The following is a 16,333-nucleotide window of genomic DNA, read 5'->3' as shown; positions in this document are numbered from 1 at the left end:
GTCCATCTCCTATACTATTATTTTTTCTATTTTTATAGGAATAGAGAAATAATACCAATTACCTATAAATAGATTATCAGTCTCCTATTAATAATTTAATGTAACAACGTTAATGTTTTGTAAATAATGTATTAATAAAAAAAAGGGGCTGTCCCATAAGTCCTAAAAAATTAGGCAAGGGAGAAAAACGAGTCGTTTTTCTCCCTTGCCTTTTTTGGTTTTTCGATTCTTCTCTAAAAGTAGCTGGCGGATGCCTGCTACTTTCAGTATGTTGTGGGCTAATGCCACAATTCCAAACTCAACATGCACTTTGTCGAGTCCCCGTAACGAAAACCTGCGGAACGACCTATTGCCCTTGATGTGACCGAACACACTTTCTATTTCAACTTTACGTCGAGCGTAGATTGCGGCCTTTTCTTCACATTCAAGGGCTGCCTTAGCCTTGGCTTTCATTTCTTCAAAAATGGTATTCCGATGGACCTGACGATTACCTTTTGCTTTTGTGCATTGTGCTTTTAGTGGGCAATCTGTACAATCTTCACATTCATATATTTTGAAGCTTTGCTCGTAGCCAGACTGATTCTTTTTGTTCAGGTTTTTTTAAAACGACACTTTCATTCCGTTCGGGCAAATAAAACAGTCATCTTCTTCCACATAAGTCCAGTTTTTTGCGTTTTTGATATCTTTTTTATATTTGCGTGTTTGTTCCTTTAAATAGCTCCCATAAGGAATAAGAAATTCGAATCGTTGTTCTTTCTCATCACCAACGGCATATACATAATTCTCTTCACTACCATAACCTGCATCTGCACTCACTACTTTAGGCATTGGTAGAGAGGATTTGGCTAGTTTCTCCATGTGTGGAATTAAATAACGTGTGTCCGTTGGGCGTTGATGGATTGAATAGTGTAGAATAAACTGTTTTTCAGTTCCTACTTGTACGTTATATCCATGCTTAAGTTGGCCATTTTTCATATGATCTTCTTTCATTCGCATAAAGGTGGCATCTTTGTCCGTTTTCGAATAACTATTACGGTCACCGAACACTTCATTTTGTTCCTTATATTTAGTCATGCGAGGTATGAATTCCTCACGGATTTGCTTGATTGTTTTCTTTAATTGACTGCGTTCTTGTCTTTTTTCTTTACGAATGTCCTTATCCGTTTCGCTATCAATTACTTCTGTTAGTACCTCAACTTTTTCCTCGAGTTTTTCGGCAACTTCTACTAATTCTTGTTCAGTAATTTCTTGTTCTTGATCTGTTGATTGCTGTTCTAGTTGTGTTTCTGACTACATTAATTCATGGATATGCTGAAGGGTTTCCTTCATTTTTCCTTTTAATTTCTCCTCAAAATTTGAAGTAGCCCGTTTCCATACAAAACTATACTTGTTGGCATTGGCTTCAATCTTAGTGCCATCCAAAAAGTAATTTTCGAATGTTATGTAGTTCTCTTCGATCAACTTGTGAATCATAGCTTCGAATAGCTCATCCATAAAGTCTTTCATGCGTCCCCCGCGGAACTCATTAATTGTACGGAAATCTGGTTGTTGCATCGCTGACAACCACATGGCCGGGATACTTTCAGTTGTTAATTTTGCGATTCCACGACAAGAATAAACCTTTTGCGAGTAGCCGTAAAGGATGATTTTAAGCATCAATTTAGGATGGTAAGGACTTCTGCCGCCACCTACATAGTACGAAAATAGTTTCTCATCAGGTATAACCTCAACCATTTCGTTTACTACACGGGCTTCATGATGTTCTGGAATAAGAGATTCGATATCATAAATCATTTGAATTTGTCGATTATCGTAGGGTTTAAATGTAGGAGATAATTGTCTTGGATTAGCTTCTTTTGGTTTTTCACTTTCTTGCTTTTCAACTTTTTGAACTTCCAGATTCTCCTCCGCGTACTCTGGAAAAAGGGAAGGTTGCATGTTATAATTTTCATTAGTAATCAATTGATTGCTCATAAAAAATCATCCTTTCTGGAATGTTGTGTGGTAACTTCATTTTACTAAAAAGGATGATTTTTTTGTGTAGTTTTTTAAAAAATTGGTGTTAATACGACTGAATTTTGTAAACTTGTTGATTGTAGCGGAAGGTACGAGACTCCTGCGGGAAAAGCGTGGCCAGGGGAGACCCCGCAGGAGCTTGCGACGAGGAGGCTCCCGGACCGCCCGCGGAAAGCGAGTACCTGCAGCGGAAATCAACAACCATTTATAAATAAATATATCCAAAAACAAAAAATGAGGGGCTATCCTCAAATGTCATTTTTCAATGACTTTTCGGACAGCCCCATTTTTTATGCAATCGTAGCAGTATGTTCTAGGTTTTCAGCAGCTGTCGTAACGTTTGACATAGCTTGACCGAATTCATTAATTGTTTCAGTTATATGTGAGATTTCAACACTAACGCTTGATATAGAATCTAGAGATGTATGGATCAACTCCATAATTTTATTAAATGCCTCATGGGCTATTGATGATTTTGTGATACCTTCATCTACTACTATATTTACATCAGTCAATGATTGATTAACGTTGTCGGTATACTCGTTTGAAGAAATGATTAATTCCTCTATTTGACTAATAGAATTTTTCGTTTGTACTGCTAATTTTCGTACTTCATCCGCAACTACTGCAAAGCCTTTGCCGTATTCACCTGCTCTCGCTGCTTCAATTGCTGAGTTAAGGGCAAGTAAATTTGTTTGGTCTGCTATGGTTTGTACAATACCTATTACACCTTTAATTTGTTGTGTAGATTCAACAAGATTATTTACCATATTATTCATATTATGTATATGAGTCTTGATAGATTGAATGTGGTTTACTAATTCATGTAATTCTCTTTGCCCTTCACTAACGACTTGTTGAGTCATTTTACTTTGCTCATTCGTTTTAGAAACAGCTTCATTTACCTCATTACTATTCTCAATTAGGGTATCGACGGTAGCCGTTGTTTGTTCTACTGTAGCCACTAATTCCGAACTAACCTCAAGTATTTTATTTTTTACTCCATATCGCACATTTTCATATTCCGTTTTACGCTGGTTCTCATTTTCAATCTCGTACGCTTCTAGAACGAGCTGTTGCTCAAAGCTTAGTATTTTTGTAATCGCAATGATAATTACCTTCAATTCTCCTTGGTGTCTAATATTTTCAAATAGCAATTCAATAATCGACTTCTGTAAATTTTGGAAGGCTCCCATATACCATTCTGGTTTAAGACCTATATGATAATGGATCTTAGCTACTCGAATTCTCTTTTCTATAAATTCCTCATCTAGATCAGCATTAAACATTTCAATGATATGCCTTTTTAATGTGTTTCTTAGACTTTCCACAGTACTATGTTTTTCGATGATTCTTTTTAATTCATTATTTTCAAGGACATTGTTATAAAAATCATTTACTAATTTCTCGATATGTCCCTGAATAATGGGTTGCATTTTAGCAATAATATGTAATTCCTCATTCGTTAGTCTTATCATATCTAGCTTCGTGAGTGTCTTTTTATCTACTACTTTAATTTTGTTTTTTTCACTACTTACTCCTTCGAGAAGGAGAGGCTCTTTTCTTTTTCTCCAAGCAATTCCCATTAGAATTCCCCCAATTTCTATTAGGTTGGTTGCGCTACTAGCTCAGAATTTATCCAAGCGTCCATCGTACAGATAAATCTTCCAAGCTCCCTTTATTTTAACTATATACTTAATTAGCTAGTTATATATGATAGGTACATTGACAATAATTTGAACAGAACGTTAAGTTTTTGTTAATCAAGAAAATGCATAAAACAATGGAGGTTATTCATTGAGAAACAAGAGTGAATTTTTATGACTTTTTTAAATCTTATGTTAAATTAATAGAATGAATAAACTTCGAAGAAAGGATGAACATAATGTCACTTGAGAGTGTAAAAGAGCATTTTAAAAAATGGAACCGTGAAAAGGATGTTATGGAGTTTGAAACAGTCAGCGCAACAGTTGATCAGGCTGCTGAAACAATTGGTGTTGCTCCCGAAAGGATTGCGAAAACCTTATCTTTTCGCGGGGAAGGCGATACAGCCATTTTAGTCGTCGCAGCGGGTGATGCAAAAATTGATAATAAGAAATTCCGTCACACCTTTGGATTCAAGGCTAGAATGCTGTCTGCAGACGAAGTCGTTGAGCAAACTGGACATGTAATTGGCGGCGTATGCCCGTTTGGACTTGCGAACGATCTTGACGTATATCTTGATGAGTCTTTGAAGCGTTTTACAACCGTATTTCCTGCGTGTGGTAGCATTAACTCAGCTATCGAATTAACATGTGATGAGCTATTCCAGTATGCAGAAGCAAAGGAATGGGTAGATGTGTGCAAAGGATGGCAAACTGAAGATACCAAGGATAAGGTAGCGGTACATAACGAATAAGTGGGTCAGAGGGACAGGTTCGTCGTCCCACCATATTTTAACTGGGGCAATGAACATATCCCTAGATTTCGAGGAATTCTCTTCATCGAGATAATGAAGAGGGAATCGCGTCGGAAGGACCTGGGAAATCCTGTTCATCACACTTAACTGCCCCTGTGTCCCATCAGTTTGCCAAGAAAGCTTAAATTGAATATCGAGCCCACGTAAAGTTTATTGGAACAAAACGAACCCACCTAACATACTCTGCTATGTAAGCCCAGATAGACTAAAAACATAGGAGGGTTACAGATGTTTCATGCAAGGTTGGTTCAATATACATTAGGAACTGGACAGAGACTAGTCGCAGAGAAGCTAACAAAAGAATTTGATAAAGAAAGTAGATACTTAATGGGATTTAGAGGAAATGTTTATTTCTTTGATGATTCCTCTGGTGAATATAGAGTAGTAAATTATTGGGATACGAAGCAAGATGCTGAAGCCGCCCATAAGGTAATCTCTCCTAAACTAGAAGAAGTGTTACAGAAGTATACGAATGAAAAGCCTATTTATCGGTTCTTTGAAATTTTTGATGCGATTGACGATGGAGATATCATCGCCTCCCATACGATTACCAAATGAAAAAGAGCTTGAAACCCAAGCTCTTTTACTTAATTCACTAGCCCTATCGATTTTAATCCGTTGAATACTCCAGAATTCTCAACGTCTGTTGTTTTATATTTGGCATAGGAAAATAAATCAGGATTAGCGTTCCCCATTGCAAATCCTGAACCAACTGCAGACAGCATTTCTTTATCATTCATGCCATCTCCAAATGCGGCTGCTTGCTCAGGCAGAAGTTGGAGTGCAGACAAAACGGCTTTAACTGCCACCCCTTTGTTAACCTTCTCACGAATCACATCACGACAGTTTTTCATACCTTCCACATTGACAGAAGAAAGATGAATACCGTTGATATGTTCAAACTTCTTTTCTGCATGTTCCTCGGTTGTAATAATGGTTGAACCTAAAATTTCTTCTTTGTGCATGTCGTCATACAACGCATTCTTTTTTAGATGGAAAGTCTTGATGAACTCTTTTACAATGCCTGATTCCATGCTAGGGAATATATTTTTATTTTTAGAGTACAGGACAATATCAAAGTTATTTTCTTGTGTCGTCTTTAATAGGTTGTCGACTAAGCTAGGGGGAAGAGGTTCGTTAAAGAGTGTTTTGTCATTATGTACGGCAAATGCTCCGTTGTAGGCAATATAGGATGAAACGGAAAGTTCATCACCAATATCCGTAATTTCATGAAGGGGTCTTCCGGTTGCAAGAAATACCTCAATCCCTTTATCTTTAAGCTGAGCAACTGCATTTTTTGTTGATTGCTCGATTGTATCGTCCGGTCGTAAAATCGTTCCATCTATATCAAGAAAAACAATTTTTATATCAGGCATTTAATTTCTCCTTTTTGAATTAGTATACCATGTTGGTTAGTTTGAAACCTGTTTGCGAGTTTATTCGTATAAGTAAGTATGAAGGAGGGACGGACATGCGAGCAAAGATTGGTGGCCTCATTTTTTTAGTCGTATTTATTTTTATTTTTCCGATTCAAGGACTTGCTGTCGATTATTGGATCAATGATGTGATAATGGATGCGTACCTGCAAGATGATGGGACTGTTCATGTAACCGAAGCCCATACATTCGAATTTGATGGGGAATTTAACGGGATCACCCGAACCGTTATTCCGAAAAAGGGGAGTTCGATAAAGGATTTTTCCGCATCTGAAAATGGGGAAGAGTTGCGAGTTGAAAAGGAAGACGACCTCTATAAAATTCATCGTAAGGGGAAAAACGAGACAATTACTGTCAAACTCACCTATACGATTAAGAATGGAGTAGAAATTTATAAGGATGTAGCACAATTTTATTGGCCGTTTTTTGATAACAGGAATGAATCAACCTATGAGAATTTAGTCATTACCATTCATCCACCTCAATCAACGAGCAATGTGATTGCATTTGGTTATGATGAGGCATTTCAATCGGAATCGGTTCAATCTGATGGCTCGGCCGTGTTCCACTTCGGAGAGGTTCCAAGTGAAACAAATGGGGATATCCGCGTTGCCTATCCTGTTGAATTGTTTTCAGGGGCAAACTATGTCACTGCTGATAAGCCGATGAAAGAGGAAATTGTAAATGATAAAAATCAACTGCTGATAAAAGCACAAGAAAGAGCTGAGACAAAAGAAACTCTTTCAAAGGTTGCAATTGTGTTAGTTCCAATTTTTACTTTCTTCTTTTTAGTGATAATTGTTCGAAATCGATTTGAAGGAAAAGCAAAACTTGCAGCAGTTAAAAGTGAAATGCTCAATCCCAGTGCACTTCCAAAACAGGTGATGAGCTTACCAGCAACCATAGTCTTTACAAATCATAACTATCTACCACAGGGGCAATCAATGGCCGCAGCATTATTGGATTTGGTGAGAAAAAAGATGGTAAGACAGGTTTCAGATGAAAAATTTCAGCTCATGAATCAGGAAGCGGCATTGCCACATGAAAGGATTTTAATAGAGTGGTTATTTGAAAAAATAGGTCGGAATGGTGTGTTTGACTTTTCAGACCTCCAGTCCTACTCAAAAAACAAAAAGAACTCTGGAAATTACTCAAGTTTCCAAATGAAATGGGGAGAGGCTGTCCGGAATGAAGTGAAGGAGCACCATCTCTATGAGGATAAGTCTAATTTCAAATTATTCCTAGGCCTATTAAGCATTGTACTAGTTCCATTTCTATTCTTGTTCCCGATGTATGAGTTATTTTCATGGTTTGTCTTAACATTGATTTTGTTTGGTGGAATCATTATTTACTTGATTGCCTATCGTCCAAAGAATAGAGAAGGACTTAAGATTTTTCATGAGTGGTTGATGTTTAAAGGAAACTATAAGGCTTTGTCACCCGATGAGTGGAAAAAATGGTCAGAGGATGACCAGATGCGCGCCTATATTTATGGGCTAGGTACGGGGGATAAAGGAATGATGAAGCAGAATGATGATTTGATATTCGCTCTTAATAAACCGTACCGCTATGAAAGTGGAGGATTTTACCCGTATTCCGTGTATTCTTTCGGATATGTCGGACCAAACGCCTCGGCCCAGTTCGAATCTGCGAATGATTCTATTGGAACCGGCAGCAGTTCTAGTAGCAGCAGTGGCGGAGGAACCGGTGGTGGCGGAGGCGGATCTGGGGCTTTTTAGTAGGTGAGTATGCATCTCAAGGATCCTTAGTGGAAAAAAGTAGCCCTGGAAAGTCCTTCATAAGCAATTAAAAAGCGGCAGCCAAAAGGCTTCCGCTTTACCTATTTTTAATACAATTTTCCCTGACGATACAGTACAGTCGAAAGTCTCATCACAGAATGGATATAACAATTTTGTCGCAATGTGAAGGTATCACCAAAGAATGCCGGTAAAATAGAATCCAATGTTCCTTTCATTTTCTTAAAGAGCTGACTAAAAACTTCTTCCTCTGAATAAAATTGAGTTTCACGGCCTTGTAGCCATTCCAAGTAGGACACAATAACCCCACCAGCATTTGCAAGAATGTCCGGGATAATCAGGACACCTTTTTTACTTAAGAGGTCGTCTGCATCACTTGTTATCGGAGCATTCGCACCCTCAACAATAATCGGTGCCTTCACTTTTTCCATATTGTCTGTACGAATTTGATCTTCTAACGCAGCCAGGATGAGACCATCTACATCGAGGTAAAGAATAGCTTCTCTGTCTAGTATGTCTGCCTTTACTCCCGCAATAGTCAATTCCTCGACTGAAACAGGAAGATCACCCTTGTTTCCTTTTGTGAATTTTACGAGGGCTGGAATATTTAAACCATCCTCATTAAATAAGGTAACATTCCGGTCGCTAACCGCGACGACTTTATTTTGAAGATAAGAACATTGGTACGCTTCTAGTGCGGCAACTGAACCAACATTTCCAAAGCCTTGAACAGCCAGTTTCATTGGTTTATTTTCAAACTTTGTAACTGCGTTTGCAAAGATGCTATCAGTAGTAGTGAGAAGAATTTTTTGGCTCTGAGGAAAGTCGTGAAACAGATAACGGAAGGTAAAATATACCCCTTTCCCAGTTGCCGCACGTCTACCTAAAGAACCTCCGTTGACCACGCTTTTTCCTGTAAAACTACCTCGATATGGGCTACCAGGTCGAATGCTTTTGTATTCCGCCATCATCCAGTCCATCTCTCGTTCACCAGAACCCACATCTGGTGCTGGGATATCCTTATCAGGACCGAGACTGTCGGCAAAGTAACGAACATATTTTTGACAAATCAAATGAAGTTCTTTTTCGGATAGTGTTCTAGGATTGACAACAAGGCCGCCTTTTCCGCCACCAAAAGGAACATCATGGAGTGCATTTTTTAATGTCATCAGGGATGCAAGATTAATCACTTCATCCTCATTGACTGTTTCATGGAACCGGATTCCGCCCTTATAAGGACCTAAAGCATTATTATGCTGTACGCGATAGGCTGGTATTCGAACCACCTGACCATTTTCTAACGGGATTCTTAAAAAAGACTTATGTACATGATTCGGAGTTGAAAGTATGGAGGCTAACGAGGTAAAAATTGCTCCCGGGTTTTTCCTGTTAATTCTGGAATAAACGTGTCATCTGTCATCAACGCGTCTAATGAATTTTGGACAATTTGTTTTGTTTTATTCAATTTCATTCTTCCTTTTGTTTGAAAGCGCTTCTCCTAAAAGTGTAACATGTGGACAAGCTCTGTGTCCCAACATATGTTTACATAGGGAGTATGCCTGACAATTGATGTCTTCCAAACCCACTCTTGACGATTTCCTTAGACTCTTATAAGATATGAAAGGATACCCGAATTCATCGGGAGAGGTTCATAGCTCAAAACCCTCTATAAAAAACTATGGATACATGACATTATGCCATGTCCATATAGGACGTGGCTTTTTTCGTATTTTTATCCATCCTAGTTTTTGCAAAATAGATTGGTAGTAGGTGAATCTCTCTTTAAGGTGTTGGGAAAACATTTTACAGGGAGGTTTTTTTATGTCTGGAAGAAGTCATGAAGAAGGATTGAAGGATTTAACTTTACTGGGGAATCAAAACACAAAATATAGTTTTGATTATGCACCAGAGGTTTTGGAGGCGGTCGATAATTTACATGTGGACCGCGATTATTTTGTCAAGTTCAATTGCCCGGAGTTTACAAGTCTTTGCCCATTAACTCATCAGCCGGATTTTGCAACGATGTACATCTCGTATATCCCTGATAAAAAGATTGTAGAAAGTAAGTCTTTAAAGCTGTATTTATTTAGTTTCCGTAATCATGGTGATTTTCACGAGGATTGTGTAAATATCATTATGAATGACCTTATTAAACTACTAGATCCACGTTATATCGAGGTGTGGGGGAAATTTACTCCACGTGGAGGGATTTCAATTGATCCTTGGTGTAACTATGGAAAGCCAAGTACGAAATATGAGGAAATGGCCCAGTTTCGCTTGATGAACCACGACCTCTATCCTGAAAAAGTAGATAACCGATAAGGGAAGGGAATAGCTATGATTTTATACTTAAATGGAATATTTGTAGGACTTTTAATTTTGGCCAATATTGTAGCGGTTAAGCTTTTTAGTGTGGGTACATTTTTGATGCTTCCAGCAGCGGTGATTGTGTACATTTTTACCTATCCAATCATTGATGTCATCGTGGAAGTGTACGGAAGACAAGAAGCACAACGAACTGTTAAAGCAGGTCTGTTTACTCAGGTGCTTGCTCTTATCTTTATTACAATCACGATCCAATTACCAGCAGCACCAGTGTTTGGTGCTCAGGATTCATTTGAAACGATCCTAGGTGGAAGTTTCCGTGTCATTTTAGCAAGTTTGATTTCGTATGCAATTAGTCAAAATCTAGATGTATTTGTGTTTAATAAATTGAAGAAGAAGCATGGTCCCAAAAAACTTTGGCTACGAAACAATGCTTCCACGATGGTAAGCCAATTAGTGGATACTTCTATTTTCATCACAATTGCTTTTGTAGGAATGATGCCAGTTGGCGCATTAATAGGCTTGATTTTTACTCAATACATTTTTAAGTTTTTTGCTGCTATTCTCACAACACCACTGGTCTATTTGTTAGTGGGAATCGTGCGAAAAAAAGAATCTCCAACCGCTGTTCAAGGGTAATAACAAAGAACCGTTTTCAGCGGTTCTTTTTGTTTGCACTTTTTTAAACATTCAAATATGATAATACATATCAGATTAATAGGGATTTGGGAGGCCGTACTATGTCTAAAAAAATATTTATTATCCATGAAAATGATGAGTGGACTGCTCATTTAACAAAACGTTTAGATGAGCTACAGCTTCCATACGAGGCTTGGCATCTTGATAAGGGGATCATTGATTTGACGTCTGAGCCACCCGAGGGAGTGTTCTACAATCGAATGAGTGCCTCCTCTCACACAAGGGACCACCGATTTGCTCCCGAGTTAACAGGTGGGATATTAGACTGGCTTGAACACCATAATCGTACGGTGTTTAATGGAAGTAATGCATTGCGTCTAGAGTTAAGTAAAATAAAACAGTACACAGCCCTTGAGGCAAATGGGGTTCGCACTCCGAAAACAATCGGGGCAGTCGGCCGTGAACAAATTATCGAAGCAGCTGAAAAACTAGGGACAACACCATTTATCACAAAACATAATCGGGCAGGAAAGGGGCTTGGCGTTCAATTATTTCAAACTGTGGAATCATTGAAAGCATACGTGAACAGTCCCGCATTCGAAGAACCGGTTGACGGTATTACGCTTATTCAGGAATATATCCAATCACCAGAATCCTATATTACAAGAGCTGAATTTGTTGGCGGAAAATATGTGTATTCTGTACGGGTTGATACGTCTGAAGGGTTTGAGCTTTGCCCGGCAGATGCATGTCAAATTGGCGATTTGTTTTGCCCAGTTGGGGAAGAAATAGAAGTTCGTCCTAAGTTTGAAATAACAGAAGACGTTGACCCAGCTTTGATAAAGCGGTATGAAGCTTTTCTAAAAGCTGTAAAAATCGATGTAGCTGGAATCGAGTTTGTGAAAAATGCCGCTGGCGAAATATTCACCTATGACGTTAACACAAACACAAACTACAACTCCGATGCCGAAGCCAAAGCAGGCAAATACGGAATGCTAGAACTTGCCAAATTTCTTGGAAAAGCTTTGTAGGACCGCAGGGACAGTTCTTCTGGTTCTTTGTTATATTGTACGCAAAGAGAAACAAAGGGTAGCCATAATCGCTACCCTTTGTTTGTTTTTACCGCATAAATTTTAAATAAAATATACGCGATGGCTGACAGGAATATACCTGAGATATAAGGTAAACCAACTGAGACTGAGTAGAGCAAGCCACCTAAAATAGGTCCAAGAATTCTTCCGAGTGAATCGAAGGAAGACAATAATCCTGTAACACTTCCATGGCCAGTCTTGACACGCTTTGTTAATAAAGCCGATACTGCAGGGCGAATAACGCCATTTCCAACCCCGAAAATTGTCAGGAATATTGCGGCAGTCAGGAAATTTTTCGTGAATAAAATAAGGAAGAAACCTATCGCAGACACGAATATCCCGATTTGGATGACAAAGCCTTCACCGAAGCGCTTTGTCAATCTTCCAACTAGCCCACCTTGAACGATCGCTCCGGCGAGCCCCATAATCATAAAAATATAACCTAGTTCAGTTGTTCCTAAACCAGCTTTTTCCGCGGCGAAGTAAGCAAAGGTAGCCTCAAGACCAGACAGAGATAATGTGATAAATAGTGAAAGGAAAAACAGAACAGATTCCGGACCGTTGAGTGCTTTTAAGAGGCCTGTTCTTTTTCTCTCTGTTTTGTGTCTTTCCTCTTTTGGCAATGATTCTTTAAGAACGAACATCACGAGGAAAAAAGTTAATAAGGATAAGGTTCCCGCAATATAAAAAGGCATCTGTAAGTCCGTTTTTGAAAAAATGCCACCAATCGCTGGTCCAAAAATAAATCCAAGACCAATCGATGCACCAATGACACCCATTCCTTTTCCACGATCTTCCTCAGACGTAATATCGGCTGCATACGCCATGACGGTCGGCATATTTGCAGCTGAAAGGAAGCCACCGATGATTCTAGCTGCAAAAAGCATCCATAGCTCTGTAGATAAGGCCATTAAAAAGAATGAAACAGCAAGGCCGAAAATGCCAATCATGATAACTGGCTTACGTCCAATCCGATCAGAAATTCTTCCCCACATGGGTGCAAATAAGAATTGCATTAAGGAATAGACAGCCATTAGCAGACCTAATTCAGTTGGTGAAGCACCAAGGTCTTCTGCATAAAAGGGGATAACAGGAATAATGATTCCGAACCCGACATAAACCAAAAACATAACAGCAAAAAGAATCGGTAACGCTTTTTTTGTATCCAAATTATGTCACTCCAGTATGATAGCTTACCTTCCTATAATAAATTAAATGAGAACAATTTGCGAGTCGTTGAAGGGGAGGAGTTATAAAAAATTAACAAAAAAAGCACCTTCATGATGAAGATGCTTTTGTAGGAACTTGTCTCTTTTACATAATACGTCTTACATGACCATTGAAGTGACTTTTCCAGTAACCATGTGTCATATCAGCAACGCCAACCCCAGTAGAGGTTTGTGAACCGATAAATTTACCGCCGCCAATATAAATTCCAACATGACCATCTGTTTTATACGTATTAAAGAATACTAAGTCACCAGGTTTCATGTCACTAACTGAAACTGCAGTACCTTGGCTTCTTAATGCACTTGTGCTAGAACCAACACTTACCCCAGCTTGTGAGAATGCCCAGTGTACAAAGCCTGAACAGTCAAAACGACCGTTTGCAATGTCATAAGCACTTCTTCCACCGCCAAATACATATACCGAGTTACCAATGTACTTATATCCTGCATTAATGACAGTACTGATTGATCCTGTTACCTTTGGTGTTGAAGTTGGTACTGCAGGAACAGATGCAGTTGATGTTGATTTAGATGTTGATGTCGAAGTAGTTGATGTATTGGTAACAGCAGGAGTAGCTGTAATCATACTTGCACGAAGTTCTTCGATATCGGCTAATGTTTTTTGTTCTTTAGATTGTAAGGCAGCCTTTAAGGCGTCATTTTGAGTTTTTTGTTCTTCAATTTGACCCTGCATTTCTACCAATTCTTCTTTTTTATCTTTTAAAGAAGTTAGTGTTTCTTGAATGGTATCTTGTTTATCTTTTACTAGATTGATAGCTTCCGCTTGTTCGTCGATTATTTTTTGGTCAGCCTGCATAATTGTAGAAACTGCACTTACACGATTAATAAAATCTGAGAAGTTTTGAGCACCAAAAATAACATCTAGGTAACTAATTGTTCCACCAGATTCCTGCATCATGCGAGCACGCTCTTTAAGGATTTCATTACGTGCTTCAATTTCTTTTTCAAGTTGGTCAATCTCAGCTTGAAGAGTATGTACTTGTTCTTCAGACTTTTTAATTTCCGCTTCTGTTTGAGCGATCATTTTACGGTTATCTTCAATTGCTTGGTCAACTTTTGCAATTTGTGCGTTTAATTTTTTCAAAGCATTTTGCGTTTCGGTAAGATCACTTTGAAGGGTACTCATCGTATTTGCACTAGTTTGTATCACATATGGAGAAAAGGCACTTAGCATTAAAGTGGCACTTAAGGTTACGAGTGTCTTTTTCAAAATTATTCCTACTTTCTTACTAATCTACTTAGTCTATTACGTAGTTTTTACTATCCCATAGTATCATATATTTCTATGAATTTCTCCATTTGTCGCGAAATTGTTACATAATGTTAAAATTGTAATATTTCAAAACTCAATAGAATAAAGGATTGTAATAAAGGAACCCCACTTTTAATGTCGAAATTAATTTTGTAATAAACGAAATGTTATCTGATAGATTGTTGTGGAATTATCCTACTTTGGTCGGGTGAGAGGGACATCATTCCTACTATAGACTGGTATTAAGGGGGGAAGGGATTGATTTTGAAATCCCTTGAAAGGGGTGGATAAGACGCTAAATAAAGATATGTCTGGAAAATAATAGATCCACTAGCGTCTTGAATTCACCTAGATCTCTTCAAACTGTTTGATTCTATTTTTTATGTGATTAGGAATAGGTGCTGACTTTTTTGTAACATTGTTGTAATTTACTTGTACTGTTTCCGATTCAATAAGAATATCGTCATCGCGTTTGATAATGGTTTCAAGGGTAAGGCTTGAACCGCCTACTTTTTTCACACGAACATACACCTTTATTAAGTCATCTAGTAATGCTGGTTTTTTGTACTCAATCGTGCTTTTAACAAGAACCGGCTCAAACTGTGAAGACTGGGGATTTGTAAGCCAATCGGGACTTAGTATTTCACGCATGTACTCAGTAAAGCCGATATCGATATATGTAAGATAATGCGCATTAAAAACAATTTTTTGTCCATCGATTTCAGAATATCTGACACGAATGGTATGTGAGAATTTAAAATTTTCCATGTGGGATACCTCCTTTTTAAAGAGTATATTCTGCAAAGCAGGTTCTTTTCCTGCATAATGGAAAGTAAAAGATTGATAACATAGAAAGGTCGTACATGAAAATGAATTTTACACACATGAAGGGGATTTTACAGTCTTATGTAGTTGCGAGTGTTGGGGGCGTATTGTTTTATTTGTTACACTTTCCAATTCCGTGGATACTCGGACCAATGACGTTCATGATTTTATACAAAGCGATTACTCATAAAAAAATGGTTGTATCAACAAGGTTGTATAACGTTGGGCTTGCAACACTGGGAATTTACTTTGGATTATCCTTTACCAAGGAAACATTTGTTATCGTATATCCCTATATCATTCCATTTTTATTCACGACTATTTTGCTACTAACAGTTAGTGTTCTAAATAGTATTTTTGTGACTCGTTTTATTAAAATTGACCCGATGACAAGTGTTTTTGGATCGATTCCTGGGGGACTTTCAGAGATGGTAGCGGCAAGCCATTCGTTAAAAGCAAATTCCGCAATGGTGACAATATTTCAAACGGTGCGCTTGCTAACGGTCGTATTTATGGTTCCGTTTATTGTAACCCATTGGTTCATCGCGGGTGCAGGGAATGCATATGAGGTGACAAAAAATATTAGCAGTGTTCCGTTCTATGCATATTTATGGTTTGGGTTAGCACTATTGGTAGGGTGGCTCCTTCGAGATAAGCTGCCAGCGGCTTATGTCATTGGGCCACTCGCGGTTACAGCGATTTTTGGTGTCACAGGAGTAGGCCTGCCAAGTATCCCATCATGGTTTTTGATTCTTGCCCAAATTACGGTTGGAATGAGGATGGGGAATAATATCAATTTGAGAGATTTAAAGATTGGTGGAAAATATTGTGGGGTATATTTTGTACTCACAGTGTTTTTGCTAGCAATATCATTTGGATTAGGGTATATCTTTGCTATTTTCTCAGACTTGGATTTACCAACAGCACTCTTAAGTTTGGCACCAGGTGGCCTAGTAGAGATGGTGTTAACGGCTACAGCCATCGGAGCAGACCCAGCTGTCGTCAGTTCACTACAACTAATCCGTCTGTTATTCATCATATTACTTGTTCCTAGCTTTTTAAAATGGATGTTTACTAGGAAGGAAAAAGCAGCTGCTTGATAAAAAAAGGATTCAAACAAACGTTTAATTGAAGTCTGCAGCCCTTGAGGGGTAATGGGTGTGCTTTAAACAAGCGTTTGATTGAAAACTCTCTGACTTTGTAAGCAAAAATTCAAACAAACGTTTAATTGGAAATTGAAACCCTTGTGTACCAAGGGATAGAACGCTAAACAAACGTTTGATT

The 16,333-nt window shown here is 38.3% G+C and carries 15 protein-coding genes, 2 pseudogenes and 1 riboswitch; of the genes and pseudogenes, 7 read left to right on the top strand and 10 right to left on the bottom strand.

Annotated features, from left to right (window positions below; translation table 11 throughout):
* Positions 1-162: 162 nt before the first annotated feature.
* The 5 genes and pseudogenes from ABC371_RS02525 to ABC371_RS02505 form a co-directional block, all read right to left on the bottom strand.
* Positions 163-594, bottom strand: coding sequence for a transposase (locus ABC371_RS02525; protein WP_412899252.1), 432 nt, complete (start codon positions 592-594; stop codon positions 163-165).
* Between the two features lie 6 nt (positions 595-600).
* Positions 601-1,074, bottom strand: coding sequence for a transposase (locus tag ABC371_RS02520; RefSeq protein WP_412895431.1), 474 nt, complete (start codon positions 1,072-1,074; stop codon positions 601-603).
* 216 nt (positions 1,075-1,290) lie between these two features.
* A complete protein-coding gene (locus ABC371_RS02515; protein WP_412895430.1) occupies positions 1,291-1,974 on the bottom strand; it encodes a transposase in 684 nt (227 codons plus the stop codon).
* A 332-nt stretch (positions 1,975-2,306) separates the two neighbouring features.
* Positions 2,307-2,795 (bottom strand): methyl-accepting chemotaxis protein, encoded by a 489-nt coding sequence (locus ABC371_RS02510; protein WP_412899251.1) that lies wholly within the window; start codon positions 2,793-2,795, stop codon positions 2,307-2,309.
* A 273-nt stretch (positions 2,796-3,068) separates the two neighbouring features.
* Positions 3,069-3,494 (bottom strand): annotated as a pseudogene (locus tag ABC371_RS02505) (protoglobin domain-containing protein); the annotation flags it as partial.
* Between the two features lie 407 nt (positions 3,495-3,901).
* Between ABC371_RS02505 and ABC371_RS02500 the strand changes: the two are divergent.
* Both ABC371_RS02500 and ABC371_RS02495 read left to right on the top strand, forming a co-directional pair.
* Complete coding sequence (locus tag ABC371_RS02500) at positions 3,902-4,414, top strand: YbaK/EbsC family protein (protein WP_412895429.1); 513 nt, start codon at positions 3,902-3,904, stop codon at positions 4,412-4,414.
* Positions 4,415-4,702: 288 nt separating this feature from the next.
* A complete protein-coding gene (locus tag ABC371_RS02495; RefSeq protein WP_412895428.1) occupies positions 4,703-5,032 on the top strand; it encodes a hypothetical protein in 330 nt (109 codons plus the stop codon).
* 29 nt (positions 5,033-5,061) lie between these two features.
* On the opposite strand, the gene ABC371_RS02490 is transcribed toward ABC371_RS02495, so the two are convergent.
* Positions 5,062-5,850 (bottom strand): HAD family hydrolase, encoded by a 789-nt coding sequence (locus ABC371_RS02490; protein WP_412895427.1) that lies wholly within the window; start codon positions 5,848-5,850, stop codon positions 5,062-5,064.
* A gap of 95 nt (positions 5,851-5,945) precedes the next feature.
* On the opposite strand from ABC371_RS02490, the gene ABC371_RS02485 reads away from it, so the two are divergent.
* Positions 5,946-7,649, top strand: coding sequence for a DUF2207 domain-containing protein (locus tag ABC371_RS02485; protein ID WP_412895426.1), 1,704 nt, complete (start codon positions 5,946-5,948; stop codon positions 7,647-7,649).
* A gap of 107 nt (positions 7,650-7,756) precedes the next feature.
* On the opposite strand, the pseudogene ABC371_RS02480 reads toward ABC371_RS02485, so the two are convergent.
* Positions 7,757-9,138, bottom strand: a pseudogene (locus ABC371_RS02480) (Glu/Leu/Phe/Val family dehydrogenase).
* 167 nt (positions 9,139-9,305) lie between these two features.
* Positions 9,306-9,353: riboswitch (PreQ1 riboswitch) on the top strand.
* Positions 9,354-9,488: 135 nt separating this feature from the next.
* On the opposite strand from ABC371_RS02480, the gene queF reads away from it, so the two are divergent.
* The 3 genes from queF to ABC371_RS02465 all read left to right on the top strand — a co-directional run bounded on the left by queF (position 9,489) and on the right by ABC371_RS02465 (position 11,662).
* Complete coding sequence (gene queF / locus ABC371_RS02475) at positions 9,489-9,989, top strand: preQ(1) synthase (protein WP_412895425.1); 501 nt, start codon at positions 9,489-9,491, stop codon at positions 9,987-9,989.
* Between the two features lie 15 nt (positions 9,990-10,004).
* A complete protein-coding gene (locus ABC371_RS02470) occupies positions 10,005-10,631 on the top strand; it encodes a queuosine precursor transporter (RefSeq protein WP_412895424.1) in 627 nt (208 codons plus the stop codon).
* 101 nt (positions 10,632-10,732) lie between these two features.
* Positions 10,733-11,662: an ATP-grasp domain-containing protein gene (locus tag ABC371_RS02465; protein WP_412895423.1), complete on the top strand. Its 930-nt coding sequence runs from the start codon at positions 10,733-10,735 to the stop codon at positions 11,660-11,662.
* A 71-nt stretch (positions 11,663-11,733) separates the two neighbouring features.
* On the opposite strand, the gene ABC371_RS02460 is transcribed toward ABC371_RS02465, so the two are convergent.
* From ABC371_RS02460 to ABC371_RS02450, 3 genes are all read right to left on the bottom strand, one after another.
* Positions 11,734-12,891, bottom strand: coding sequence for an MFS transporter (locus tag ABC371_RS02460; RefSeq protein ID WP_412895422.1), 1,158 nt, complete (start codon positions 12,889-12,891; stop codon positions 11,734-11,736).
* A gap of 145 nt (positions 12,892-13,036) precedes the next feature.
* On the bottom strand, positions 13,037-14,182 hold the full coding sequence (locus tag ABC371_RS02455) for a coiled-coil domain-containing protein (protein ID WP_412895421.1): 1,146 nt from the start codon (positions 14,180-14,182) through the stop codon (positions 13,037-13,039).
* 390 nt (positions 14,183-14,572) lie between these two features.
* Positions 14,573-14,992, bottom strand: coding sequence for an acyl-CoA thioesterase (locus ABC371_RS02450; protein ID WP_412895420.1), 420 nt, complete (start codon positions 14,990-14,992; stop codon positions 14,573-14,575).
* Positions 14,993-15,087: 95 nt separating this feature from the next.
* Between ABC371_RS02450 and ABC371_RS02445 the strand changes: the two genes are divergently transcribed.
* Entirely contained in the window at positions 15,088-16,149 is a 1,062-nt protein-coding gene (locus ABC371_RS02445) for an AbrB family transcriptional regulator (RefSeq protein WP_412895419.1), read from the top strand.
* The last annotated feature ends 184 nt before the right edge of the window (positions 16,150-16,333 follow it).

This window comes from Bacillus jepli (assembly GCF_047238305.1).
GTDB lineage: Bacteria > Bacillota > Bacilli > Bacillales > Bacillaceae_L > Ferdinandcohnia.
Note: the sequence above shows the minus strand (reverse complement) of the source record. Positions and strands in the feature narration are given on the sequence as shown.